Raw genomic sequence first — 23,522 nt, forward strand, 5'->3', positions numbered from 1 at the left:
CCACGCCGCCGTTGTGTCAAAAACATCATTGTTAAGTTCATCGGGCGATTCGCCGATTCTGGGGACACGTTATGCAAGGCAAGTACGGTTCTGAACACGCTTTACCATTGAACGAGCAGTTGACGGTGGTGGTAATCACCCATAACAGACCCGCCTTCTTGCGCAGGGCGTTGCAGTTCTACAGTCCCTTGCCTTGCCGGATCATTGTGCTGGACTCCTCGACCCAGGCCAGCGAGGGCATTGCCGACGCTTTTCCAAGCGTCGATTATCTGCACCTGCCACAGTTTGGATACTGGGATGCCCAGGCCAAGGTCGTCTACGGTATCGATCAGGTCACCACACCCTATATCGTGTTTGCCGCGGACGATGATTTCCTCGTGCATGAGTCACTGAAAGAGTCGGTGGCATTTCTGGAGGCGAACCAGGACTATGGCATGTGCCATGGTTACTGCCTGATGTACCTGTCGCTGGCGGGTAGCGTGACCTACTATCGCCGCGACAAAAAAGTCTGCGAAGACTATTCGTCCGAGCGGGCTCAGGACCGTGTGCTGGACTTCATGGGCCAGTTCATTCCGCCCTTCTATGCCGTTCACCGTACCTCGCTGTTTCGCGACTGGTATGCGGCCATGCCACATGACGCGAAGTTCGAGTGGCAGGAAATCGGCCACTCGTACTACATGCTGGCCCGGGCCAAGGCACGGATTCTGCCGATCCCGTACGTGGTGCGTGAGATCAACTACATGCAGTCGGAACACAAGACTGATGTGTATCACTCACTCTCCTTCACCGATGCCAAATCAGTGGGCGAGCGCGAGGCTTTTGCCGAGTTCCTGGCGGCGCTGCCCACCGAGATCACTGATCTGGAACCTGAGCAGGGCAAACAATTCGCGCTGCAGTGTTTCGAAGCGATGGCCGAGAGTTTGAGAACGGGGAAGGCGCTGGTAGTCGAAATCATTTTCGAGTCCTACTGGAACAGCGTCTTGAAAGTGCCGGAGCGACGTTTCTCGCCCAGGCAGTACGTCGAAATGCCCTTTTATAACCAGACCTTTTTCGATCAGTTGACCCACATCGAGTTTCTGCTCCATGGGATGCCAGCGGGACGTGTTCAGCTACAGCAGCTTGAAGGGGTGTGGACCCATCAGTACAACTTGATGCGTGCACGCAACAACGATACGCCCGAGAGTGTCGTCGACCGTCTGTGGAGTGCCCACGATCTCAATATGTTCAACCGGCACCTGCTCCAGTGCCTGGTGGACAAGTTGCAAGGTCTTGGCGAGGAAGAAGAGGCGCAAAAGATACTCGCCTGGGCCGAGCGTCTGGATACGCTCCCACCTCAGCTCATCCGTCAGACATTCGAATCCACGCTATCCGGGCGTTTGCTCAAGTGGCTCGAGGCGCGAGAGCTGGATGCCGGGCAGCGAGAGGCAATCGCCCAGCATCTGGCGGCCCATCACGGCGGCCCGCAGTTTGGCATCCTGATCCTGGACCTGGAGAACGATATCGGCAAATTGCAGGTGACCCTCGACAGTCTTCTGGAGGGGCACTGCAAGGCGTTCAAGATCGTGGTCTTCACCACCGGCGAACCGTTGGCGGCGACGACGGCGCAAAACACTCTGCACTTTGTCCGGGTCACCCAGGGCAATTACGTCGACAAACTGAATCAGGTCGCTCGGCAGTCGACCTGCGACTGGTTGTTGCTGGCAGAAGTGGGTGACGAATTCACCGCCAGTGGTTTGTTGCGAGCGAGTGTGGAACTGTTGGAGGCGACGCATTGCCGTGCGGTGGCGACAGATGAAATCCAGCGTCAGGCCAGTGGCTCGCTGGTGGATGTGTTCCGACCGGGCTTCAACCTGGACCTGCTGCAAAGTTTCCCGGCGTTGATGTCACGCCATTGGTTGCTACGCCGTGAGGTGCTGCTGGAAGCTGGCGGTTATTCTGCGGATTTCAGCAAGGCCCTGGAGTTCGACCTGCTGCTGCGCATCATCGAGCAGGGCGGCCTCAACGGGCTGGCTCACCTCGACGAACCGTTGCTGATCACTCAGGCTCCGGTGCCGGGAGAAAACGCTCACGAACGCCTGGCATTGTTGCGCCACCTGGGCAACCGTGGCTATAAGGCCAAGATTACTTCGGCGGTGCCGGGCACCTACCAGATCGATTATCGCCACACCGAGCGTCCGCTGGTTTCGATCATTGTGCCGGCCGGCGACGATCTGTCCGCGCTGCAGCAGTGCCTGCAAGGTGTGCTGCTGCGAACCCGCTACACCCAATACGAAGTGTTGATCGCGGTCAACCCGGATCAGGCAGCCGACATCAACGACTGGCTGGGTACCTATCAACATTCGAAGGTTCACGTTCTGCGCACCGACCACACCATGAATGATGTGGCGTTGTACAACGCCGCCGCTCAGCAGGCCCAGGGTGAATACCTGGTATTGCTGGCCGCCGACAGCGAACTGGTCAACCCGAACTGGCTGGAGTCATTGCTCAATCACGCCCAGCGTCCGGAAGTTGGAGTGGTCGGTCCCAAGTTGATCGATCGTGAGGGCAAGGTCACCCAGGCCGGCCTGATTCTGGGTATGAACGGCGGTGTCGGCTCGGCCTTCGTCGGTGAAAATCAGGATGCCACCGGCTACCTGCATCGCCTGGCGCTGGAGCAGAACTGCTCGGCGGTCTCGAAGGTGTGCCTGATGATCAGCAAAGGCTTGTTCAGCGCGCTGGGTGGTCTGGACAACTCGGCCTTCGCTGAAGGTTTCAGCGATGTCGATCTGTGCCTCAAAGTGGGCCAGGCCGGATACCTCACCGTGTGGACGCCACTGGTTCAAGTCATTCACAACGCTGAAATGCCGCAGGCGCCACAAGCACTCCAGGCCCTGCGTGAAAAATGGGCCGCTGCATTTGCTCAGGACCAGGCCTACAACGCCAATCTGAGCTTGAGTGGCAAGGGCTACACGCTGGGTCAAAGCGCCCCGGTGAACTGGGCGCAGTTGCTCGGGTAAGCCCGGCGATCAGGTATTAGGACTCAAGGCATGTTCAACGGTAAATCGATTTTCATCTCGGGCGGCACCGGTTCGTTCGGGCGCAATTTCATCCGTCGCCTGCTGGAGCAATACCAGCCCAAGCGAGTGGTGGTGTTCTCCCGGGACGAGCTCAAGCAATACGAGATGCAGCAAACGTTCAACGCACCCTGCATGCGTTACTTCCTTGGTGATGTGCGCGATGCCGATCGTTTGCGCCAGGCCATGCGCGGCATTGATTACGTGGTGCATGCCGCGGCCCTCAAACAAGTGCCGGCGGCGGAGTACAACCCCACCGAATGCATTCGCACTAACGTCAACGGTGCGGAAAACATCATCGCCGCCGCCATCGACAACGGCGTGAAGCAAGTCGTCGCGCTGTCCACCGACAAGGCGGCCAGCCCGATCAACCTGTACGGCGCGACCAAGTTGCTGTCAGACAAACTGTTCGTGGCCGCCAACAACATTGCCGGAGAACAGCAGACCCGTTTTTCCGTGGTTCGCTACGGTAACGTTGCCGGCTCGCGAGGCTCGGTGGTGCCGTTCTTCAGCAAGCTGATCGGCGAGGGCGCCGAAGAGTTGCCGATCACTGACGAGCGTATGACCCGCTTCTGGATCACTCTCGATCACGGCGTGCAATTCGTGCTCGACAGCTTCGCGCGCATGCACGGCGGTGAAGTGTTCGTACCGAAGATTCCGTCAATTCGCATTGTCGATCTGGCGTTGGGCATGGCCGAGCATCTGCCGCACAAACAGGTGGGCATTCGTCCGGGTGAAAAACTCCATGAGCTGATGGTGCCGCTGGATGACGCGCGCATGACCCTGGAGTTTGCCGATCACTACACGATCCAGCCGTCGATCCGCTTCACCAGCGTCGATGTGGATTTCGCCATGGACAAGTTGGGCGAGCGGGGCATACCGGTCAGTGAAGACTTTGAGTACCGTTCCGACACCAACCCGCACTTTTTGTCGGTGGGGCAGATCGCTGATCTGCATGCGCGGTTGTCGGCATGATTCCCTACGGTCGGCAAAGTCTCGATCAGGCGGACATCGACGCGGTGGTCGCCGTGTTGCAATCCGACTGGCTGACCCAGGGGCCGACCATCGAGCGTTTTGAACGGGCGATGGCCGAACGCTGCGAGGCTGATTTTGCCGTCGCGGTATGCAACGCCACGGCGGCGTTGCACATTGCTTGCCTGGCGGCCGGGCTCGGGCCGGGTGATCGTCTGTGGACCACGCCAAACACCTTTTTGGCCTCAGCCAATTGCGGTCGTTATTGCGGTGCCGAGGTGGACTTTGTCGACATCGACCCGCTGACCTGGAACCTCGACGCCGACGCGTTGGCCGCCAGACTGGCGCAAGCCGAGCTCGACGGCACGCTGCCAAAAGTGCTGGTGGCGGTGGCCTTCTCCGGTCAGAGCTGCGACATGCGCAGGATCGCCGGTCTGGCCGAGCGTTACGGTTTCACGGTGATCGAGGATGCGTCCCACGCGGTTGGCGCGCGCTACGCCGGGCGCCCGGTGGGGTGTGGTGAGTTCGCGGCGATGACGGTGTTCAGCTTTCATCCGGTGAAGATCATCACCAGTGCCGAAGGCGGCATGGTCCTGACCAATCGCCCGGATCTCGCCGAGCGTTTGCAGCGCCTGCGCAGCCATGGCATGACCCGCGACCCGCAACAGATGACCGAGCCCAGCCACGGACCCTGGTACTACCAGCAAGTCGAGTTGGGCTTCAATTACCGCATCACCGACTTGCAAGCGGCCCTCGGTCTGTCGCAGTTGGGCAAGCTTGATGAATTCGTTGGACGGCGGCGTGAGCTGGCGGCACGTTATGAGCGTTTTTTGGCGGACTTGCCGTTGACCCTGCCAAGCGCTCAGCCGGAGGCTGAGTCGGCGTGGCATCTGTACGTGGTGCGCCTGCAACTCGACCGTATCAAGCTCAGTCATCGGCAAGTGTTCGAAGGATTGTGGGCCGCTGGCGTCGGCGTAAACCTGCACTACATTCCCGTGCATTTGCAGCCGTACTATCGCGAACTGGGATTCGCCACGGGTGACTTCCCGCAAGCCGAACGCTACTACGCCGAAGCCATCAGCCTGCCGCTGTTTCCGTTGCTCAGTGACGAGCAGCAAAACCATGTGGTCGAGCAACTGCGACGGTTGACCGAATAATTGCCGCCATGCGGCGGGTGGAAGATGGGCGATGCGTGAACTGACCGAGCAGGAACAATTCTGGCAGGGTGACTTCGGCAATCAATACGTCGAGCGCAACGTCGGACAACCACTGGTGGCGGCCAATCTGGCGTTGTTTACCAAGGCGTTGACGCGAGCTGGACGCATTGAAAGCCTGATGGAACTGGGCACCAATGCCGGGAACAACTTGCAGGCATTGCATCAGTTGTTGTCGCAGTGCGAATTGTTCGGCGTCGAGATCAACGCCAATGCCTGTGCCAAGGCGCAGGCGTTGGGAATTGCGCAGATTTGGCACGGTTCGCTGTTTGATTTTCCCCGCGAACGCACCTACGACCTGACCCTGAGCAAAGGCGTGCTGATCCACCTGGCACCGGAGCTGCTGCCGGCCGCTTATGCGCAGCTGTATGCGTTGAGCCGGCGTTACATCCTGATCGCCGAGTACTACAACCCGTCGCCGGTCGAAGTCTCGTATCGCGGTAACAGCGACAAGCTGTTCAAGCGTGATTTTGCCGGCGAAATGCTCGATCGTCATGACGACCTGCAACTGGTCGATTATGGTTTTGGCTACCATCGCGACCCGCAATTCCCGCTGGACGATATCACCTGGTTCCTACTGGAAAAACGCCCTTGAACAGCGTCGCAATCATCCCTGCTCGCGGTGGCAGCAAACGCATCCCGCGCAAGAATCTCAAGCCGTTCGATGGCGTGCCGATGATTGTCCGCTCGATTCAAACGGCCATCGACTCAGGACTGTTCTCTCAGGTCGTGGTCAGTACCGACGACGAAGAAATCGCCGAACTGGCGCGTGCGCACGGCGCTCGGGTGCCGTTCTTGCGCCCGGCGGTACTGGCCGACGATTTCACCGGCACTGCCGCAGTGATTGTCCATGCACTTCAATCCCTGCGCGAGCAAGGCGACCTGTTTGATTACGCCTGCTGCATTTATGCTACCGCGCCGCTGTTGCAACCGCGCTTTCTCCGGCAGGGGCTGCAACTGCTGGAACAACATCCGGACAAGTCCTATGCGTTCTCGGTATGCGACTTCGGTTTTCCCGTACAGCGAGCCCTGACCGTTGACGAGCAGGGCGCCCTGACCGCGCTTTACCCGGAGTTTCGCGACACCCGCTCGCAGGATTTACCGACGGCGTTTCAGGACGCGGGACAGTTCTACTGGGGGCGCAGCAGTGCCTGGTCGAGCGGGGAAGTGTTGTACTCACCGGTGAGCCTGCCGGTGGTTCTCCCGCGTTTTCTGGTACAGGACATCGACACGCCTGGAGACTGGAAACGTGCCGAATACCTCTATGCCGCCCTGAAGGCGGGTGGTGAGCTGCAATGAGAGTGCTGATCCGTGTCGATGCTTCGCCCACCATCGGCAGTGGCCACATTGCCCGTTGCCTGACCCTGGCCCGGGTGTTGCGCGAGCAGGGCAGTCACGTCGCCTTCGCCTGTCGTCTGTTGCCGGGGCATCGCCTGGAGGCGTTGCAGGCCGAAGGCTTCGAAACCTTCGCGCTCGCCGGGTGCTATGACGGTGAAGACGCCCGGCAAGCGATCGAATCCCTGCTGCCGTGGCAGGCGGACATTGTGGCTATGGGGCAGGCGCTGGAAAGTCATGCGGCGTTCGACTGGATCATTGTCGACCACTACGGCCTCGATCATCACTGGCAGACCGCAGCCCGCCGTTGGGCATCACGAATCGCGGCGGTGGACGATCTCGCCACCCGCACCTACAGCGTCGATCTGCTGCTTAACCAGAACCTTTCAGGTACAGCAGATGCTTACGTGTCGCTGGCGCCCGGTTGCCGGATGTTGCTCGGCCCACGGTTTGCACTGCTGCGCGAGGAGTTCAGTGGCCCGGCTATCGAGATCAAGCCTCAGGCCAAACGGGTACTGGTGAATTTCGGTGGTTTCGATGCGGCCATGCAGACCCACCACGCGATGCTGGCGCTGGCGGATTTTCATGAGCTGGAAGTTGATTTTGTTGCCGGTGCGGATAACCCCGCATGGGAACAGATGGAGGCCTTGGCGGCGAGTCGTCCGAATTGGCGGTTGCATCGTTTTGTCAGCGATTTTTACCGGTTGATGAGCGAAGCGGACCTGTTTATCGGTGCGGGTGGCGGTACCAGTTGGGAGCGCGCGGCCCTGGGCCTGCCAACGATTTGTATTGCCGTGTCGAATAACCAGCAGGCCAACGCAGACGTGATGGCCGCGATGGGGGCGCATGTTTTCATGGGCGCCCGCGAGCAGGTCGGCATCGAGCAACTGCGTCTGGCTATCGGCTTTGTCGCCGCCAATCAAGGCCTGCGTCAGAGCCTGGCGGCACGTTCGCGAGAGTTGGTCGATGGCCGTGGTGCACGACGAGTCGCGGCGGCGCTGGCCGGCGCAGTATTGAACCTGCGTGCGGCGACCCTGGCCGATGCCCGATTGTTGTTTGACGGACGCAATGCCGAGTCGGTACGACGCTGGTCGCTGGAGAGCGGCGTGATCGATTGGCCTGCGCATCTGAACTGGCTGACCGCGAGCCTGAGTAACGCCAGGCGGCTGTTGCTGATCGCCGAGGCCGATGAGGGTCCGGTCGGCGTGTTGCGTTATGACGTGCGCGGTTTTGCGGCCGAAGTATCGATTTATCTGTTCGAAGACCGGCTCGGCCTGGGATGGGGCAGGGCGCTGCTGGAGCGGGGCGAAGCCTTGGTAATGGCTCATTGGCCGCAACTGCAATTGCTCAACGCGACGATAATGCCCGGCAACCAGCCATCGCTGAAGGTTTTTCGCGAAGCCGGTTTCACCCAGAGTGCTTGCGCGTTCACGCGCGTATTGAAGGATCACAGAAATGACTAGCTTCAAGATTGGCGAGCGCCTGATCGGTGCCGAAGCGCCGCCGTTCATCATTGCCGAGATGAGTGGCAACCATAATCAATCCCTTGAAGTAGCGCTGCAGATCGTCGAAGCCGCGGCCAGGGCCGGCGCCCATGCCTTGAAGTTGCAAACCTACACCGCCGAGACCATGACTCTGGACATGTCCGACGGAGAGTTTTTTATCAAGGACCCCAACAGCCTCTGGGCGGGTTCTTCGTTGTACGCGTTGTATGAGAAGGCCCATACGCCATGGGAATGGCACGCGCCGATTTTTGCCCGAGCCAAAGAGCTGGGCATGTTGGCGTTTTCGACCCCTTTCGATGACACCGCAGTGGATTTCCTCGAAAGCCTTGACGTGCCGGCGTACAAAATTGCCAGTTTCGAAAACACCGACTTGCCGCTGATTCGGCGGGTTGCCGCGACGGGCAAGCCGCTGATCATCTCCACCGGCATGGCCAGCATCGCCGAGCTCGATGAAACCGTGCGCGCCGCCCGAGAGGCCGGTTGCAAGGACCTGGTACTGCTCAAGTGCACCAGCACGTATCCAGCGACGCCGGCCAACAGCAATGTGCGGACGATTCCCCATCTGCGCGATATGTTTGGCTGTGAGGTGGGATTGTCTGACCACTCCATGGGCGTCGGGGTTTCCGTTGCAGCGGTGGCGCTGGGCGCCACGGTGATTGAAAAACATTTCACCCTGGATCGTGCCGCTGGTGGTGTAGACGCCAGTTTCTCGCTGGAACCAGCGGAATTGGCCAGCCTGGTAATCGAAACCGAGCGGGCCTGGCAGTCCATGGGGCAGGTGCATTACGGCGTCACCGAGGCCGAGCGCAAGTCCCTGGTGTACCGCCGTTCGCTGTACGTGACTGAGGACATGGCGGCCGGCGAGCCCTTCACTGCCGCCAATCTGCGGGCCATTCGACCAGGCCTGGGACTCGCCCCCAAACACACTGAGACCCTTATGGGCCACCGCGCTCGTCAGGCCATCAAGCGTGGAACGCCGCTGGATTGGTCGATGGTCGAATGACTTGTCGTGGGGCTGATTCGGCAAAATAGCGTGACCTGCGAGTCATAACGCGCATCTTCACTGTATTGTATTAATCGGGAAGGTGGCGCCTGAGGTCTGTCAGACTCAGTGATGGCCTTTTATTCTTCCCGTTGTCGCCGCCTCGGGGTGACGTTTTCTCTGTTTGTCGGCGCCCCTCGATTCCTTGCGAGCGGTGGTATTGGGCTGTTTATTATTGGGAAGCCGTAATGATTGGCATAAAAAGCATTGCGAGCTACGTTCCTGTAGCCGGCGTGGACAATTACGCACAAGGTGCAAAATTCGAAAAGGATGAAGAGTTCATCCTGGGCAAGATCGGCTCGGCCTTCCTGCCACGCAAAGACGCCGAGCAGGAAACCTCCGATCTGTGCGTTGAAGCGGCCAATGCGCTGTTTGCCAACAACCCTGATCTGAAACGCGAATCCATTGATGCGCTGATCGTTGTCACCCAGAACGGTGACGAAGAAGGTCTGCCTCACACGGCTGCCATCGTTCAGGACAAACTGGGCCTGCCGACTACCGTGGCGGCATTCGATATTTCACTGGGCTGCTCCGGCTACGTCTATGGCATTTATGCGATCAAGGGCTTCATGGAAGCTGCCGGCCTCAAGAACGGTCTGTTGATCACCGCCGACCCGTACTCGAAGATTGTCGACCCGGAAGACCGCAACACCACCATGCTGTTCGGTGACGCGGCCACCGCTACCTGGATGGGCGAAGACGCGCCTTGGCAGTTGGGCAAGGCGAAGTTCGGTACTGACGGTTCCGGTGCGCCGCATTTGAAAGTCACCGATGGCGTGTTCTTCATGAACGGTCGTCAGGTGTTCAACTTTGCCTTGATCAAGGTGCCTGCGCATCTGCACGAACTGCTCGACGAGTCAGGACTGAAATCCGACGACATCGATGCGTTCTGCATTCACCAGGGCAGTGCGGCGATCGTCGACGCGGTGGCTCGGCGCTTCGAAGGTGAGCCGGAAAAGTTCGTCAAGGACATGGTCGAGACCGGCAATACGGTGTCGTCGAGTATTCCGTTGCTGCTGGAAAAACGTATTCTCGATTCCTCCTGGAAGCGAGTTGCGCTCAGCGGTTTCGGCGTGGGGCTTTCCTGGGGTTCGGCGATTATCTATCGTCCCTGAGTGAAAGTTCTTTCATAAAAGGCCGATACAAAAAAAGCGTTCAAGGGTTAACCTTGAGCGCTTTTTTGCTTAAAAGGAATGCGAGGCTGCATGAGCGAATGGTTTGAAGACAATGCTCAGGTAATACAGCGGCGCTGGCCGGCGCTGTATTCGAGATTGTTAATGCAGGATGGAGCCGTTCAGGTCGAGCTGCTTGAAGGTAGAGACTCGACCCTGACCGTGGATGGCATTCAGCTGACAAGCCGACATGATCGTCTTCGCGAAGCCCGTGTGCAGGCCGCCAGCCTGCCGCTCGACAAGTCGCAGTTGCACGTCTACGGCACTGGCCTCGGGGACTTGCCTCGGGTGTTGCTGGAGCGCCCCGGACTTGAGCGGTTGTATGTACACATCCTCAATGGCGCGCTGTTCAAACTGGTGCTGCAACTCCTTGATCATCGGCAATGGCTTGACCATCCGCGCGTGGAGCTGTTGTTCGCCGGTGATCTGTCAGATATTTGCACGCCATTTTTTGCGTTGCCGGCCGAAATGCTGCTGGCTGACGACTTCAATGCGAAAATTCGTGATCGACTGGTCAGCGAAGTGCATTTGAGCTTCAATAACCGAGAATTCGATCCGCAGTCACCGTTCATTCAGCAGCGGTTGCAGGATTGCCTTGACGTGTTGCTCGCCGACGACGATGTGGCGCAACTGTTTGGCTCTTGTGTTGGTCGGGAGGTCTATGTGATCGGTACCGGGCCGACGCTCGAACATCATTTTCAACAGTTGGCAGCGGTACACGGACAGGCCGAGCGGCCACTGTTCATTTGTGTCGATACGGCCTATCGGCCCTTGCGCGAGAACGGGATTACGCCGGATCTGGTGGTGAGCATCGACCAGCGCATCAGCTTTCGGCATTTGCCCTTCGAGGAGTCCGACAACATCCCGCTGGTGTACATGCCCATGAGCGATCCGCAGGTGTTGAGGGCCTGGAAGGGCAAGCGCTATGGTGGTTATTCCGCCAGTCCGATTTACGCGCAGTTGCGTCAGCAGCACCCAAGGGCACACTTGCATGTGGGAGGCAGCGTGATCCATCCGGCGGTAGACCTGGCAGTGAAAATGGGTGCTGCGAGCATTACGCTGTTCGGCGCCGACTTTGCCTTTCCGATGAACAAGACACATGCCGGCTGGAATGACGGCGACCTTGGGCCGGCGGTCAGCCAGGCTCGGCACTGGGTGCTGGACGGGAAGGGTGAGCGCGTCAGGACGCAGCTGAATTTCCGCGGCTACCTGTGTGTTCTTGAACGTTATATCGCCAGGCACCCGCAAGTGAGTTTCTTCAACAGCAGCCGCGGGGGGGCGATGATTGCCGGGACACAGTTCAACACGGAGTTCGAGCAATGAATGCCGGGTTGAAATGCATCAATGGATGCCGTCAGTGCGCCGGATTGTTCCGGTTGGGGCGTGATGTCGAGGCTGCATTGACCATGGTCGATGTGTTCGATGAGGCGCAGGCGTTGGTGTTGTCCGCATCTCAGGATGTTCAACAGGCATGGACATGCATGTTGACCAAAATGCTGGCCTGCCAGGAGCGCCAGGATTGGTTGGGGCTTGCCGACTTCCTTGAGTATGAGTTGGTTGATCTGCTGGAAAGTGTGCCGGACTGAGGTTGGCCGGTCGCGCTGGCGCGCGGGTTTGCGTCGCGGATGGTTTTATGACGTCATTTTTCTGCGGTTGAGGGGCGCTAAGCCCCTGTTTTCTCGGGGGTGGCAGGATGATGGCGATTTTTTTTAAAAAAGCCCTCAAGCAACCTGCCAACCCGACGATAACTATTACGAAGGTTCTCTAGGCCATACCCGGCGGTTGCCAGGGCCGGAAGCCGCAGTACCCAACCAACGAGGAATTCGTCATGGCTTTAACAGTAAACACCAACACCACGTCGTTGAACGTTCAGAAAAACCTGAACCGTGCTACCGACGCTCTGTCGACTTCGATGGCTCGCCTGTCTTCCGGCCTGAAAATTAACAGCGCCAAAGACGACGCTGCTGGCCTGCAAATCGCAACTCGCATGACTTCGCAGATCCGTGGTGGTACCCAGGCAATCCAGAACGCCAACGACGGTATCTCCGTTGCCCAGACCGCTGAAGGCGCTCTGCAAGCATCGACCGACATTCTGCAGCGTATGCGTGAACTGGCTGTTAAAGCACGTAACGGCACCAACGGTACTGCTGACCAGACCGCTACCAACTCCGAATTCGCTCAGATGTCTGACGAATTGACCCGTATCGCTGCCTCCACCAACCTGAACGGCAAAAACCTGCTGGATGGTTCGGCTGGTACGGTACAACTGCAAGTCGGTGCCAACGTTGGTTCGGCCAACCGCATCGACCTGGTGCTGAGCTCCAAGTTCGACGCTGTCAGCCTGTCGGTAGCCAGCGGTGGTGCTGGTGCTGTTGTTCTGACTGGTGCTACCTCCGCCACTCTGTCTGCGAACATCGACAACGCTATCACCGCGATTGACGCTGCTCTGGCATCGATCAACGCCACCCGCGCAAACCTGGGTGCTTCGCAAAACCGTCTGACCAGCACCATCTCCAACCTGCAGAACATCGTGGAAAACACCACTGCAGCACAAGGTCGTGTACAAGACACCGACTTCGCCGCAGAAACCGCGAACCTGACCAAGCAGCAAACCCTGCAACAGGCTTCTACCTCTGTTCTGGCTCAAGCCAACCAACTGCCTTCCGCTGTACTGAAACTGCTTCAGTAATTTCGGAATGAGTTCAGGCGGGGGGGTGTGCTGGTCACGCTCTCTCGCTTTTTACGTTTAAGAGGTGATGGGCATGGACATGAGCGTAAAGCTTAACGTGTCTTATCCGGCTCCCCAGCAAGCGAGTACCGTTTCGGAAAAAGCACCAGAAAAGCCTCAAGCCGACAGTGTTACTCCTGTGGCGTATAAAAACGAGGATTCGGATGGCGCCAACCTGAAGCATGCGGTGCAGCAGATCGAGAAGTTTGTACAGTCGATCAAGCGCAATCTGGAGTTCTCGATAGACGAACAATCCGGAAAGGTCATCGTCAAGGTGATTGCAAGCGAGACGGGCGAAGTCGTGCGACAGATCCCTTCTGCAGAGGCCCTCAAGCTGGCAGAGAGCCTGAATAATGCAAGCCACGTGTTGTTCGACGCCAAAGTCTGATTCCGATAGATGGCATGAATAATGTTTGTACGTTCTTTGAGCGCTGGTAAGGGTCAAAAGACTGGCAACAACCTGGAGGGAGACGCAACATGGCAAGTCCAATTTTACCGGGTTCGGGCTTAGGCACTGGCCTGGATATCGGTGCGATCGTTACTGCGCTGGTTAACGCCGACAAGTCGGCCAAGCAGACGCAGATCACTAACCTGACCAAAACCAACACGCTGAAGATTTCCGGTGTCGGTTCGTTGAAAAGTGCACTGACGGCCTTCCAGACGGCGCTGACCAACCTTGGCAGCAAGACCAATACCGCATTCGCGGGTTTTACGGCAACGTCCGGTACTCCATCGATCCTCGGTGCGACTTCCGATAACACCGCAGTTGCCGGCACCTACAGCGTTGTTGTGAATAACCTGGCCACCAGTTCGAAAGTAGCCAGTGCTTCTTTTGCCGGCGGTGCAACCAGTGCCATTCCGAGTGGTACTCTGAAAATCAGTCAGAATGGCACTGATTACAATGTCACGATTCCAGCCAATTCGACCTTGCAGAGCACTCGCGATGCCATCAACACGGTGCAGGCGAGCAATGGTATTTCTGCGAACATCGTGACCGACAGCAACGGTGCGTCGCGTCTGGTTATCAGCTCTACCAAGACCGGTTCGGGTTCCGACCTTAAGGTCAGCGGTATTACGGGGCTTGTAATCGATGGTACTCAACCGATGGGCACCAATCCCCCGGCCTCCAGTTCAGGGGCTGTCAATGGGGTTGCCACGGATGCAAGCCTGACGATCGATGGTCTTGCGGTGACTAGCAAGAGCAATACGGTTACCGGTGCAGTGAGTGGTTTGACCTTGAACCTGGCGTCCGTGAGCCCAGGTACTCCGCCGGCGGCTGCCACCGTTACCGTTGCGACCAATACCACCGGTTTGCAGACCTCGATTCAGACGTTCGTAGATTCCTACAACACACTGATGAAAACCATCAATACCCTGTCCAAGGCAACACAGGACGCCGATGGCAAGCTGACGGTTTCGGCAGCGTTTACCGGCGACTCAATGCCACGTTCGCTGATTTCCGATATCCGCAGCGTACTGACTGCACCCGGGGCGGGGGGGCCACTGGCCGTGCTGTCGCAACTGGGTGTAATGACAGACCGCAACACCGGCAACCTCGCGTTCGACACTACCGCATTCGGCAAGACGATGGCCGCCAATGGCATGAGCGGCCAGGTACAGCAGTTTTTCAATGGTACCGACGCTACCAACGGCCTGCTGGCGCGTATGGGCAAGGCTATTACGCCTTATGTGCAGACGGGGGGGGTGCTCGATCAGCGCAATACCAGCCTGCAGACCTTGAGCAAGAACCTTACGGATCAGCAGGCAGCACTGGACTTGCGTGTTACCAACCTGACGGCCACATTGACCGCCAAATACAACGCCATGGACTTGCTGGTCGGGCAAATGAAGGCCACGGGGAATAGCATTACCTCGTTCTTCAACACCTTGAACGCTCAGAAATCCAGCGACTAGTCATGAGTGACGACAAAAACCCGGCTACGCATTTCGGCGTGCGCCGGGTTTTTGTCTTTTGATCTAAAGTTTTCTGGCTCGCAGACGATACACTGGTCATACGAGTCATTGTGGCAATGAGGTAGAACATGAATCCAATGTTAGCCCTTCGGCAGTATCAGAAAGTGGGTGCGCACGCCCAGGCGTCCGAAGCGAGCCCGCATCGTTTGGTGCAAATGTTGATGGAAGGTGGTCTGGACCGCATCGCCCAGGCCAAAGGCGCCATGGAGCGCAAGGATATTCCTGGCAAGTGCGTGTCGATCGGTAAGGCGATTGGCATCATCGGTGGCCTGCGTGAAGGCCTGGATCTCGAAAATTGCGCCGATACCCTTGGCGAACTCGACAGTCTCTATATCTACATGATGAAGCGCCTGACCGAGGCGAACATCAGCAGCGATTCGAAGATTCTCGATGAGGTCGCCGGGTTGCTTCGCACGGTGAAAGAAGGCTGGGACGGCATTGCTGGGCCAGGTCCGCAGTTCTAAGGAGACCACCATGAGTCTTGTATTGCAGCGAATAGAACGGACCCGTGAAGCGCTGGTTGATGCTTTGGCCGAGCGCAATTGGGAGGCAATCGGTCAATTGGATCTGGATTGCCGTTCCTGCATGGAAGACGTCTTGAGTGAGCCTTCGCTGGACGAAGGTGCGCTGCGTGGCAATCTTGAGGAGTTGCTGTTTGTGTACAAGCAATTACTTGAGGTGGCTATGGGGGAGAGGCAAGCGATTGTCGACGAGATGTCGCAGATCAACCAAGCACAAAAGGCGTCAAAGGTTTACCATCTGTTTGGTTAATTAATCCCCGGTTAATCCAAACATAGTGCGCCATAAATTTGACTGTGCACGGTTTTTTGACTTAACTAGTGGCTGGTTCCAGATTTCAGTCGTCTTCAGGCATAACGTGCCTGCGAGCGTTTAGCTTGCCCCAGCATTTTGGGCATTGAGTTGACTAGGGAAGTTGCTATTGCATGTGGCGTGAAACCAAAATTCTGCTGATTGATGACGATAGCGTCCGCCGCCGCGATTTGGCGGTGATTTTAAATTTTCTCGGTGAAGAAAATTTACCCTGCGGTAGCCATGACTGGCAGCAGGCGGTCGGCTCTTTGTCATCTAGTCGTGAAGTCATCTGTGTCCTCATCGGGACGGTCAACGCTCCTGGCGTATTGACGGGCTTGTTAAAGACACTCGCCACATGGGATGAGTTCCTTCCGGTTTTGTTGATGGGCGATAATTCTTCCATTGACCTGCCTGAAGACCAGCGTCGCCGCGTGCTTTCGACCCTGGAAATGCCGCCAAGCTATAGCAAATTGCTTGACTCCCTGCACCGTGCCCAGGTCTATCGCGAGATGTACGACCAGGCCCGCGAGCGCGGTCGTCATCGCGAACCCAATCTTTTCCGCAGTCTCGTCGGCACCAGCCGGGCGATTCAGCACGTGCGTCAGATGATGCAGCAAGTGGCCGACACCGATGCCAGCGTATTGATCCTCGGAGAGTCCGGGACCGGCAAGGAAGTGGTCGCGCGTAACCTTCATTACCATTCCAAGCGTCGTGAAGCGCCCTTCGTGCCGGTCAACTGCGGCGCGATTCCGGCAGAGTTGCTGGAAAGCGAATTGTTCGGCCATGAGAAGGGCGCCTTTACGGGGGCGATCACCAGCCGTGCCGGGCGTTTTGAATTGGCCAACGGCGGCACCTTGTTTCTCGACGAAATCGGCGACATGCCGTTGCCGATGCAGGTCAAGCTGCTGCGCGTGTTGCAGGAGCGCACCTTCGAGCGCGTGGGCAGCAACAAGACTCAAAGCGTTGATGTGCGCATCATCGCCGCGACCCACAAGAATCTTGAAAGCATGATCGAGGTCGGCACTTTCCGCGAAGACCTGTACTACCGTCTGAACGTGTTCCCGATCGAAATGGCACCGCTGCGCGAACGCGTCGAAGACATTCCGCTGCTGATGAACGAGTTGATCTCGCGCATGGAGCACGAGAAGCGTGGTTCGATCCGTTTCAACTCGGCGGCAATCATGTCGCTGTGCCGTCACGGCTGGCCAGGTAACGTCCGCGAACTGGCGAACTTGGTAGAGCGCATGGCGATCATGCATCCGTACGGTGTAATCGGTGTGGTGGAGTTGCCGAAGAAATTCCGCTACGTCGACGATGAAGACGAGCAACTGGTCGACAGTTTGCGCAACGATCTCGAAGAGCGGGTGGCCATCAACGGGCATACCCCGGATTTCACTGCCAATGCCTTGCTGCCGCCGGAAGGCTTGGACCTCAAGGATTATCTCGGTGGTCTTGAGCAAGGGCTGATTCAGCAGGCGCTGGATGATGCCAACGGTATCGTGGCGCGCGCTGCCGAGCGGTTGCGTATCCGTCGCACCACGCTGGTGGAAAAGATGCGCAAATACGGCATGAGCCGTCGTGACGGTGATGAGCAGGCGGATGATTGACGCCTGTTTTTCAAACCCTTCATTTATAGGCATTTTTTTTTAGGCACGGGTATTGCTAAGTCCCTCGCAACGTTCCGTTTCAATGACGGTCAGCCAAGCGAGAGAGCACGATGCCCCAAGCCGCCCAGATGTCTCCTGTCCCTGATGCCCTGGGGCAATCGTCGTCCGTAGAACAGGCAAGCCGGCTTGGCCTTGAGCATGCATTTGCGCTGTTCAACCAGATGTCGAGCCAGTTGACCGATTCCTACAGCATGCTCGAAGCACGGGTCAGCGAACTCAAGGGCGAGCTGGCGGTGGTCAGCGCCCAGCGCATGCAAGAGCTGGCGGAAAAAGAACGCCTGGCCAACCGACTGCAAAACCTCCTCGATCTATTGCCCGGTGGCGTCATCGTCATCGACGCCCAGGGCATCGTGCGCGAAGCCAACCCCGCCGCATGCGAGTTGCTCGGTCTGCCACTTGAAGGCGAACTGTGGCGGCAAGTCATTACTCGTTGTTTTGCGCCCCGTGAAGACGACGGTCACGAAATTTCCCTCAAGGATGGCCGGCGTCTGTCGATTGCCACGCGCTCACTGGATGCCGAGCCTGGTCAGTTGGTGCTGCTCAACGACCTGACTGAAACCCGTCATCTCCAGGATCAACTGGCCCGCCATGAACGCCTGTCGTCCCTCGGTCGTATGGTCGCTTCCCTGGCTCACCAGATTCGCACGCCGTTATCCGCCGCCTTGCTCTACGCCAGTCATTTGACTGAGCAGGAGTTGCCGGTCGAGACCCAGCAACGTTTTGCCGGACGTCTCAAAGAACGTCTGCATGAGCTGGAGCATCAAGTGCGCGACATGTTGGTATTCGCCCGCGGCGAGTTGCCGTTGACGGATCGGGTCTCGCCTAAACAACTGATGCAATCGCTGCAGGCTGCGGCGCTGACCCATGTGCAGGACCTGCCGATCCGCTGGCAGTGCGACAGTCATTCAGGCGAGTTGCTGTGCAGCCGCGATACCCTGGTCGGCGCCATTCTCAATCTCATCGAAAACGCCATTCACGCCAGCGCCGGTGACGTGCGCTTGAAGGTCCATCTGTACGCCCGTGAAAACACTCTGCGTCTGTGTGTCAGCGATAGCGGCAGCGGCATCGATGACGCCGTACTGGCGCGTCTGGGTGAGCCGTTTTTCACGACCAAATCCACCGGAACCGGTCTCGGCCTGACGGTGGTCAAGGCGGTTGCGCGTGCCCATCAAGGCGAATTGAAATTGCGCTCGCGGCTCGGTCGCGGCACCTGTGCGCAGGTGATCCTGCCGTTGTTCAGCCACGCTCAGGGAGCGGAGTGAAGGTCATGGGTATCAAGGTTTTACTGGTCGAGGATGACCGCGCGTTACGCGAAGCATTGGCGGACACGCTGCTGCTCGCCGGGCACGATTACAAGGCCGTCGGTTCGGCGGAAGAGGCGTTGGCCGCCGTTGGCAGCGAGGCGTTCAATCTGGTGCTCAGTGACGTCAACATGCCGGGTATGGACGGTCATCAGTTACTCGGTTTGTTGCGGGCGCGTCAGCCGCAATTGCCGGTGCTGCTGATGACCGCACACGGCTCCGTGGAGCGGGCGGTCGATGCGATGCGTCAGGGCGCGGCGGATTATCTGGTCAAGCCGTTCGAGCCCAAGGCATTGCTTGATCTGGTGGCGCGTCATGCCTTGGGCAGTCTCGGCGCGAGCGAGAGCGAAGGGCCGGTGGCGTTCGAGCCGGCCAGCGCACAGTTGCTCGAATTGGCTGCGCGGGTTGCACGCAGTGACTCCACGGTGTTGATCTCCGGCGAATCCGGGACCGGCAAGGAAGTGCTGGCGCGCTACATTCACCAGCACTCCCATCGTGCCAGTCAGCCGTTCATTGCGATCAACTGTGCCGCAATTCCGGACAACATGCTGGAAGCCACGCTCTTCGGTCACGAGAAAGGTTCGTTCACTGGCGCCATTGCGGCTCAGGCAGGCAAGTTCGAACAGGCCGATGGCGGAACCATTCTGCTCGATGAAATCTCCGAAATGCCCTTGGGCTTGCAGGCCAAATTGCTGCGCGTGCTGCAAGAGCGGGAGGTCGAGCGGGTGGGGGCGCGCAAGCCGATCTCACTGGATATTCGTGTGGTCGCGACCACCAACCGGGACCTGGCTGGGGAAGTGGCGGCGGGGCGTTTCCGTGAAGACCTTTACTATCGCCTCTCGGTGTTTCCATTGGCGTGGCGTCCGTTGCGCGAGCGCACTGCCGACATCCTGCCGTTGGCCGAGCGGCTGCTGACCAAACACGTCAATAAAATGAAGCATGCTGCCGCGCGCCTGTCACCCGAGGCGCAGGCGTGCCTGATCGGTTATCCATGGCCGGGCAATGTGCGTGAGCTGGATAACGCGATCCAGCGTGCGCTGATCCTGCAGCAGGGTGGCTTGATTCAGCCTCAGGATTTTTGCCTGGCTGGTCCGGTTGCCTGCGCGCCACTGCCGACGTTGGCGCTCGCAGCAACACCGATACGGGCCGTCGAGGTGGAGGCTGAGTCAGCCGGGGCACTGGGCGATGACCTGCGTCGCCGTGAGTTCCAAATGATCATCGACACCCTGCGCACCGAGCGTGGCCGCCGCAAAGAGGCCGCCGAGCGCCTGGGCATCAGCCCGCGCACCCTGCGCTACAAGCTGGCGCAAATGCGCGATGCCGGAATGGACGTCGAAGCGTATTTGTTCGCAACCTGATTCGGGAGCGGCATGGTCAACCAGGCCACAATGCGCTTCCCCTGCAGGAGCTGGCTTGCCAGCGATAGCGGCATCGCAGCCGCCATCGAATCGCTGGCAAGCCAGCTCCTACAGAGCGTTGCGATGAGAGGTCGGTAGAGCTTTTGTATAGCGTAGCCACGGAGCTGGCACCCTTGTTGCTAACACCTCAATACCCGCCGAGTGAGTGTCAAAAAATTGCGGGTCGCCAAAGAGAGAAATCATGAGCCAAGGTATTGAATTCAATCGGTTGATGCTGGACATGCGCGCCATGCAAATGGACGCCATGTCTGCGCCGAAATCGACTGCCGCCGTCCCTGAACTGAATGGCAGCAGCTTTTCCGACATGCTCGGTCAGGCCGTCAATAAAGTGAACGACACCCAGCAGGCATCCACTCAGTTGGCCAGTGCGTTCGAGATCGGCAAGAGCGGCGTCGACCTGACGGACGTGATGATTTCCTCGCAAAAAGCCAGCGTGTCTTTCCAGGCATTGACCCAAGTGCGTAACAAGCTGGTTCAGGCTTACCAAGACATCATGCAGATGCCGGTTTAAGGACGAGATTGAGTCATGGCAGAAGCAGTCGCCGATAACGTTCCGGCCAAGGCCACTCCAATAGACGGCAAACCGCCGCTGTTCGGTTTGTCCTTCCTGGAGAACCTTTCCGAAATGACCATGTTGCGTCAGGTAGGCCTGTTGGTCGGCCTGGCCGCGAGCGTGGCGATTGGTTTCGCCGTGGTGCTGTGGTCCCAGCAACCGGACTACCGGCCGCTCTACGGCAGCCTTGCCGGTATGGACGCCAAGCAGGTCATGGACACCCTGGCCTCTGCCGATATTCCCTACACCGTTGAGCCCAATTCCGGAGCCTTGCTGGTCAAGGCCGATGACCTGTCCCGTGCGCGCCTGAAACTGGCGGCCGCTGGTGTCACTCCCAGTGACGGCAACATCGGTTTTGAAATCCTCGACAAGGAGCAAGGCCTCGGCACCAGCCAGTTCATGGAGGCGACCCGCTACCGTCGCGGTCTCGAAGGCGAACTGGCGCGGACCATCTCCAGCCTGAACAACGTCAAGGGTGCCCGCGTGCACCTGGCGATTCCGAAGAGTTCGGTGTTCGTGCGCGACGAGCGCAAGCCGAGTGCTTCGGTTCTGGTTGAACTCTATTCCGGCCGCTCGCTGGAACCGGGCCAGGTTGTCGCCATCATCAATCTGGTGGCGACCAGCGTTCCTGAGCTCAGCAAGTCGCAGATCACCGTGGTCGACCAGAAGGGCAACCTGCTCTCCGATCAGGCGGAAAATTCCGAACTGACCATGGCCGGCAAGCAATTCGATTACAGCCGTCGCATGGAAAGCATGCTCACCCAGCGCGTGCACAACATCCTGCAACCGGTACTCGGCAATGATCGCTACAAGGCGGAAGTGTCGGCCGATGTGGATTTCAGTGCCGTCGAATCGACTTCCGAACAGTTCAACCCCGACCAACCGGCGTTGCGCAGCGAGCAGTCGGTCAACGAACAGCGTACCGCCAGCAATGGCCCGCAAGGCGTGCCGGGTGCCCTGAGCAACCAGCCGCCCGCGCCAGCCTCCGCGCCGCAAACCACCGGTGGCGCCACCGCGTCGGCCGGCATGGTGCAGCCAGGCCAGCCGCTGCTGGATGCCAACGGCCAGCAGATCATGGACCCGGCCACCGGCCAGCCGATGCTCGCGCCGTACCCAGCGGACAAGCGTCAACAATCCACCAAGAACTTCGAGCTCGACCGTTCCATCAGTCACACCAAGCAGCAGCAGGGTCGTTTGAATCGCCTGTCGGTGTCGGTGGTGGTGGATGATCAGGTCAAGATCAACCCGGCCAATGGTGAAACCACCCGTGCGCCGTGGACCGCCGATGAACTGGCGCGCTTCACCCGTCTGGTGCAAGACGCGGTCGGCTTCGACGCCAGCCGTGGCGACAGCGTCAGCGTGATCAACATGCCGTTCTCTTCCGAGCGCGGTGAAGTGATTGCCGATATTCCGTTCTACTCGCAGCCGTGGTTCTGGGACATCGTCAAGCAAGTGCTGGGCGTGTTGTTCATCCTCGTGCTGGTGTTCGGCGTGCTGCGTCCGGTGCTCAACAACATCACCGGTGGTGGCAAAGGCAAGCAGTTGGCCGGCATTGGCAGCGATGTCGAGTTGGGTGGCATGGGCGGCCTGGACGGCGAACTGGCCAACGACCGTGTCAGCCTCGGCGGCCCGCAAAGCATCCTGCTGCCGAGCCCGAGCGAAGGCTATGACGCGCAGTTGAACGCAATCAAGAGTCTGGTGGCAGAAGATCCGGGTCGCGTGGCCCAGGTCGTGAAAGAGTGGATTAACGCAGATGAGTGATAACCGAGCCGTTGCCGCCAAACTGTCCAAGGTCGACAAAGCCGCAATCCTGCTGCTGTCCCTCGGTTCTACGGACGCCGCACAGGTGCTGCGCCACATGGGGCCCAAAGAGGTCCAGCGTGTGGGTGTGGCCATGGCGCAGATGGGTAACGTGCACCGTGAGCAAGTCGAACAGGTAATGAGCGAGTTCGTCGACATCGTCGGCGACCAGACCAGCCTCGGCGTCGGCTCCGACGACTACGTACGTAAAATGCTTACCCAGGCCCTGGGCGAAGACAAGGCCAACGGCCTGATCGACCGCATCCTGCTGGGCGGCAACACCAGTGGCCTCGACAGCCTGAAGTGGATGGAACCGCGCGCCGTTGCCGACGTGATCCGTTACGAGCACCCGCAGATCCAGGCGATCGTCGTGGCGTATCTCGACCCGGACCAGGCCGGTGAAGTACTCGGCAACTTCGACCACAAGGTGCGCCTGGACATCATCCTGCGCGTCTCGTCGTTGAACACCGTGCAGCCCGCCGCGCTGAAAGAACTCAACCAGATTCTCGAGAAGCAGTTCTCCGGCAACTCGAATGCCTCGCGCACCACCCTGGGTGGTATCAAGCGTGCGGCCGACATCATGAACTTCCTCGACAGCTCGATCGAAGGCCAGCTCATGGACTCGATCCGCGAAGTCGACGAAGACCTGTCCGGTCAGATCGAAGACCTCATGTTCGTGTTCAACAACCTGGCCGATGTCGACGACCGCGGTATCCAGGCCTTGCTGCGCGAAGTGTCCTCCGACGTGCTGGTGCTGGCGCTCAAGGGCTCGGACGAAGGCGTCAAGGAAAAGATCTTCAAGAACATGTCCAAGCGTGCGGCCGAGCTGTTGCGCGACGACCTGGAAGCCAAGGGCCCGGTGCGCGTCAGCGATGTGGAAACTGCGCAGAAGGAAATCCTCACCATCGCTCGCCGTATGGCCGAGGCCGGAGAAATCGTTCTCGGCGGCAAGGGCGGCGAGGAAATGATCTAACA

The 23,522-nt window shown here is 58.8% G+C and carries 21 protein-coding genes; all 21 read left to right on the plus strand.

Features of this window, described 5'->3' with window-relative positions:
• The first annotated feature begins 71 nt into the window (after window positions 1-71).
• The 21 genes from NL64_RS00750 (at window position 72) to fliG (ending at window position 23,520) form a co-directional block, all read left to right on the plus strand.
• Window positions 72-2,996: a TIGR00180 family glycosyltransferase gene (locus NL64_RS00750; protein ID WP_034146256.1), complete on the plus strand. Its 2,925-nt coding sequence runs from the start codon at window positions 72-74 to the stop codon at window positions 2,994-2,996.
• A gap of 30 nt (window positions 2,997-3,026) precedes the next feature.
• Window positions 3,027-4,028, plus strand: a complete 1,002-nt coding sequence (gene pseB / locus NL64_RS00755; protein WP_034146257.1) for a UDP-N-acetylglucosamine 4,6-dehydratase (inverting) — start codon at window positions 3,027-3,029, stop codon at window positions 4,026-4,028.
• A complete protein-coding gene (gene pseC, locus NL64_RS00760) occupies window positions 4,025-5,182 on the plus strand; it encodes a UDP-4-amino-4,6-dideoxy-N-acetyl-beta-L-altrosamine transaminase (RefSeq protein WP_034146258.1) in 1,158 nt (385 codons plus the stop codon). Before pseB ends, pseC begins: the two co-directional genes overlap by 4 nt.
• Window positions 5,183-5,213: 31 nt before the next feature.
• Window positions 5,214-5,834 (plus strand): pseudaminic acid biosynthesis-associated methylase, encoded by a 621-nt coding sequence (locus tag NL64_RS00765; RefSeq protein ID WP_034146259.1) that lies wholly within the window; start codon window positions 5,214-5,216, stop codon window positions 5,832-5,834.
• Window positions 5,831-6,538 carry a pseudaminic acid cytidylyltransferase gene (gene pseF / locus NL64_RS00770; RefSeq protein ID WP_034146260.1) on the plus strand — a complete coding sequence of 236 codons (708 nt, stop codon included), beginning with the start codon at window positions 5,831-5,833 and terminating at the stop codon, window positions 6,536-6,538. Before NL64_RS00765 ends, pseF begins: the two co-directional genes overlap by 4 nt.
• Window positions 6,535-8,037: a UDP-2,4-diacetamido-2,4,6-trideoxy-beta-L-altropyranose hydrolase gene (gene pseG / locus NL64_RS00775; protein WP_034146261.1), complete on the plus strand. Its 1,503-nt coding sequence runs from the start codon at window positions 6,535-6,537 to the stop codon at window positions 8,035-8,037. The genes pseF and pseG overlap by 4 nt, the downstream gene beginning before the upstream one ends.
• Window positions 8,030-9,082 (plus strand): pseudaminic acid synthase, encoded by a 1,053-nt coding sequence (pseI, locus tag NL64_RS00780; protein WP_034146262.1) that lies wholly within the window; start codon window positions 8,030-8,032, stop codon window positions 9,080-9,082. The genes pseG and pseI overlap by 8 nt, the downstream gene beginning before the upstream one ends.
• A 227-nt stretch (window positions 9,083-9,309) precedes the next feature.
• Window positions 9,310-10,236, plus strand: a complete 927-nt coding sequence (locus NL64_RS00785; protein WP_034146263.1) for a ketoacyl-ACP synthase III — start codon at window positions 9,310-9,312, stop codon at window positions 10,234-10,236.
• 90 nt (window positions 10,237-10,326) lie between these two features.
• Entirely contained in the window at window positions 10,327-11,616 is a 1,290-nt protein-coding gene (locus NL64_RS00790) for a motility associated factor glycosyltransferase family protein (protein ID WP_034146264.1), read from the plus strand.
• Window positions 11,613-11,879, plus strand: a complete 267-nt coding sequence (locus tag NL64_RS00795; RefSeq protein ID WP_034146265.1) for a hypothetical protein — start codon at window positions 11,613-11,615, stop codon at window positions 11,877-11,879. The genes NL64_RS00790 and NL64_RS00795 overlap by 4 nt, the downstream gene beginning before the upstream one ends.
• A gap of 242 nt (window positions 11,880-12,121) precedes the next feature.
• Entirely contained in the window at window positions 12,122-12,982 is an 861-nt protein-coding gene (locus NL64_RS00800) for a flagellin domain-containing protein (protein ID WP_034146266.1), read from the plus strand.
• A gap of 73 nt (window positions 12,983-13,055) precedes the next feature.
• Window positions 13,056-13,409, plus strand: a complete 354-nt coding sequence (locus NL64_RS00805) for a flagellar protein FlaG (RefSeq protein ID WP_034146267.1) — start codon at window positions 13,056-13,058, stop codon at window positions 13,407-13,409.
• Between the two features lie 89 nt (window positions 13,410-13,498).
• Window positions 13,499-14,935: a flagellar filament capping protein FliD gene (fliD, locus tag NL64_RS00810; protein ID WP_034146268.1), complete on the plus strand. Its 1,437-nt coding sequence runs from the start codon at window positions 13,499-13,501 to the stop codon at window positions 14,933-14,935.
• Between the two features lie 128 nt (window positions 14,936-15,063).
• A complete protein-coding gene (fliS, locus tag NL64_RS00815) occupies window positions 15,064-15,459 on the plus strand; it encodes a flagellar export chaperone FliS (protein WP_034146269.1) in 396 nt (131 codons plus the stop codon).
• Between the two features lie 10 nt (window positions 15,460-15,469).
• Entirely contained in the window at window positions 15,470-15,766 is a 297-nt protein-coding gene (locus NL64_RS00820; protein WP_034146270.1) for a hypothetical protein, read from the plus strand.
• Window positions 15,767-15,939: 173 nt separating this feature from the next.
• Window positions 15,940-17,415, plus strand: coding sequence for a sigma-54 dependent transcriptional regulator (locus tag NL64_RS00825; RefSeq protein WP_034146271.1), 1,476 nt, complete (start codon window positions 15,940-15,942; stop codon window positions 17,413-17,415).
• Window positions 17,416-17,543: 128 nt separating this feature from the next.
• Window positions 17,544-18,737, plus strand: a complete 1,194-nt coding sequence (locus tag NL64_RS00830; protein WP_172668629.1) for a sensor histidine kinase — start codon at window positions 17,544-17,546, stop codon at window positions 18,735-18,737.
• A 5-nt stretch (window positions 18,738-18,742) separates the two neighbouring features.
• Window positions 18,743-20,134 carry a sigma-54-dependent response regulator transcription factor FleR gene (gene fleR / locus NL64_RS00835; RefSeq protein WP_034146273.1) on the plus strand — a complete coding sequence of 464 codons (1,392 nt, stop codon included), beginning with the start codon at window positions 18,743-18,745 and terminating at the stop codon, window positions 20,132-20,134.
• A 241-nt stretch (window positions 20,135-20,375) separates the two neighbouring features.
• The gene (fliE, locus tag NL64_RS00840) at window positions 20,376-20,705 is read left to right on the plus strand and encodes a flagellar hook-basal body complex protein FliE (RefSeq protein WP_034146274.1); all 330 of its coding nucleotides are present in this window, start codon (window positions 20,376-20,378) and stop codon (window positions 20,703-20,705) included.
• Between the two features lie 15 nt (window positions 20,706-20,720).
• Entirely contained in the window at window positions 20,721-22,508 is a 1,788-nt protein-coding gene (fliF, locus tag NL64_RS00845) for a flagellar basal-body MS-ring/collar protein FliF (RefSeq protein WP_034146275.1), read from the plus strand.
• Window positions 22,501-23,520 carry a flagellar motor switch protein FliG gene (gene fliG / locus NL64_RS00850; RefSeq protein ID WP_007983391.1) on the plus strand — a complete coding sequence of 340 codons (1,020 nt, stop codon included), beginning with the start codon at window positions 22,501-22,503 and terminating at the stop codon, window positions 23,518-23,520. The genes fliF and fliG overlap by 8 nt, the downstream gene beginning before the upstream one ends.
• Window positions 23,521-23,522 lie beyond the last annotated feature (2 nt).

This window comes from Pseudomonas fluorescens (assembly GCF_000802965.1).
Classification (GTDB): domain Bacteria; phylum Pseudomonadota; class Gammaproteobacteria; order Pseudomonadales; family Pseudomonadaceae; genus Aquipseudomonas; species Aquipseudomonas fluorescens_A.

Bases quoted from the DNA above. Each gene is read 5' to 3' on its own strand.
- NL64_RS00750 (WP_034146256.1), top strand. From the start codon at position 72: ATGCAAGGCAAGTACGGTTCTGAACACGCTTTACCATTGAACGAGCAG.
- pseB (WP_034146257.1), top strand. From the start codon at position 3,027: ATGTTCAACGGTAAATCGATTTTCATCTCGGGCGGCACCGGTTCGTTC.
- pseC (WP_034146258.1), top strand. From the start codon at position 4,025: ATGATTCCCTACGGTCGGCAAAGTCTCGATCAGGCGGACATCGACGCG.
- NL64_RS00765 (WP_034146259.1), top strand. From the start codon at position 5,214: ATGCGTGAACTGACCGAGCAGGAACAATTCTGGCAGGGTGACTTCGGC.
- pseG (WP_034146261.1), top strand. From the start codon at position 6,535: ATGAGAGTGCTGATCCGTGTCGATGCTTCGCCCACCATCGGCAGTGGC.
- pseI (WP_034146262.1), top strand. From the start codon at position 8,030: ATGACTAGCTTCAAGATTGGCGAGCGCCTGATCGGTGCCGAAGCGCCG.
- NL64_RS00785 (WP_034146263.1), top strand. From the start codon at position 9,310: ATGATTGGCATAAAAAGCATTGCGAGCTACGTTCCTGTAGCCGGCGTG.
- NL64_RS00790 (WP_034146264.1), top strand. From the start codon at position 10,327: ATGAGCGAATGGTTTGAAGACAATGCTCAGGTAATACAGCGGCGCTGG.
- NL64_RS00795 (WP_034146265.1), top strand. From the start codon at position 11,613: ATGAATGCCGGGTTGAAATGCATCAATGGATGCCGTCAGTGCGCCGGA.
- NL64_RS00800 (WP_034146266.1), top strand. From the start codon at position 12,122: ATGGCTTTAACAGTAAACACCAACACCACGTCGTTGAACGTTCAGAAA.
- NL64_RS00805 (WP_034146267.1), top strand. From the start codon at position 13,056: ATGGACATGAGCGTAAAGCTTAACGTGTCTTATCCGGCTCCCCAGCAA.
- fliD (WP_034146268.1), top strand. From the start codon at position 13,499: ATGGCAAGTCCAATTTTACCGGGTTCGGGCTTAGGCACTGGCCTGGAT.
- fliS (WP_034146269.1), top strand. From the start codon at position 15,064: ATGAATCCAATGTTAGCCCTTCGGCAGTATCAGAAAGTGGGTGCGCAC.
- NL64_RS00820 (WP_034146270.1), top strand. From the start codon at position 15,470: ATGAGTCTTGTATTGCAGCGAATAGAACGGACCCGTGAAGCGCTGGTT.
- NL64_RS00825 (WP_034146271.1), top strand. From the start codon at position 15,940: ATGTGGCGTGAAACCAAAATTCTGCTGATTGATGACGATAGCGTCCGC.
- NL64_RS00830 (WP_172668629.1), top strand. From the start codon at position 17,544: ATGTCTCCTGTCCCTGATGCCCTGGGGCAATCGTCGTCCGTAGAACAG.
- fleR (WP_034146273.1), top strand. From the start codon at position 18,743: ATGGGTATCAAGGTTTTACTGGTCGAGGATGACCGCGCGTTACGCGAA.
- fliE (WP_034146274.1), top strand. From the start codon at position 20,376: ATGAGCCAAGGTATTGAATTCAATCGGTTGATGCTGGACATGCGCGCC.
- fliF (WP_034146275.1), top strand. From the start codon at position 20,721: ATGGCAGAAGCAGTCGCCGATAACGTTCCGGCCAAGGCCACTCCAATA.
- fliG (WP_007983391.1), top strand. From the start codon at position 22,501: ATGAGTGATAACCGAGCCGTTGCCGCCAAACTGTCCAAGGTCGACAAA.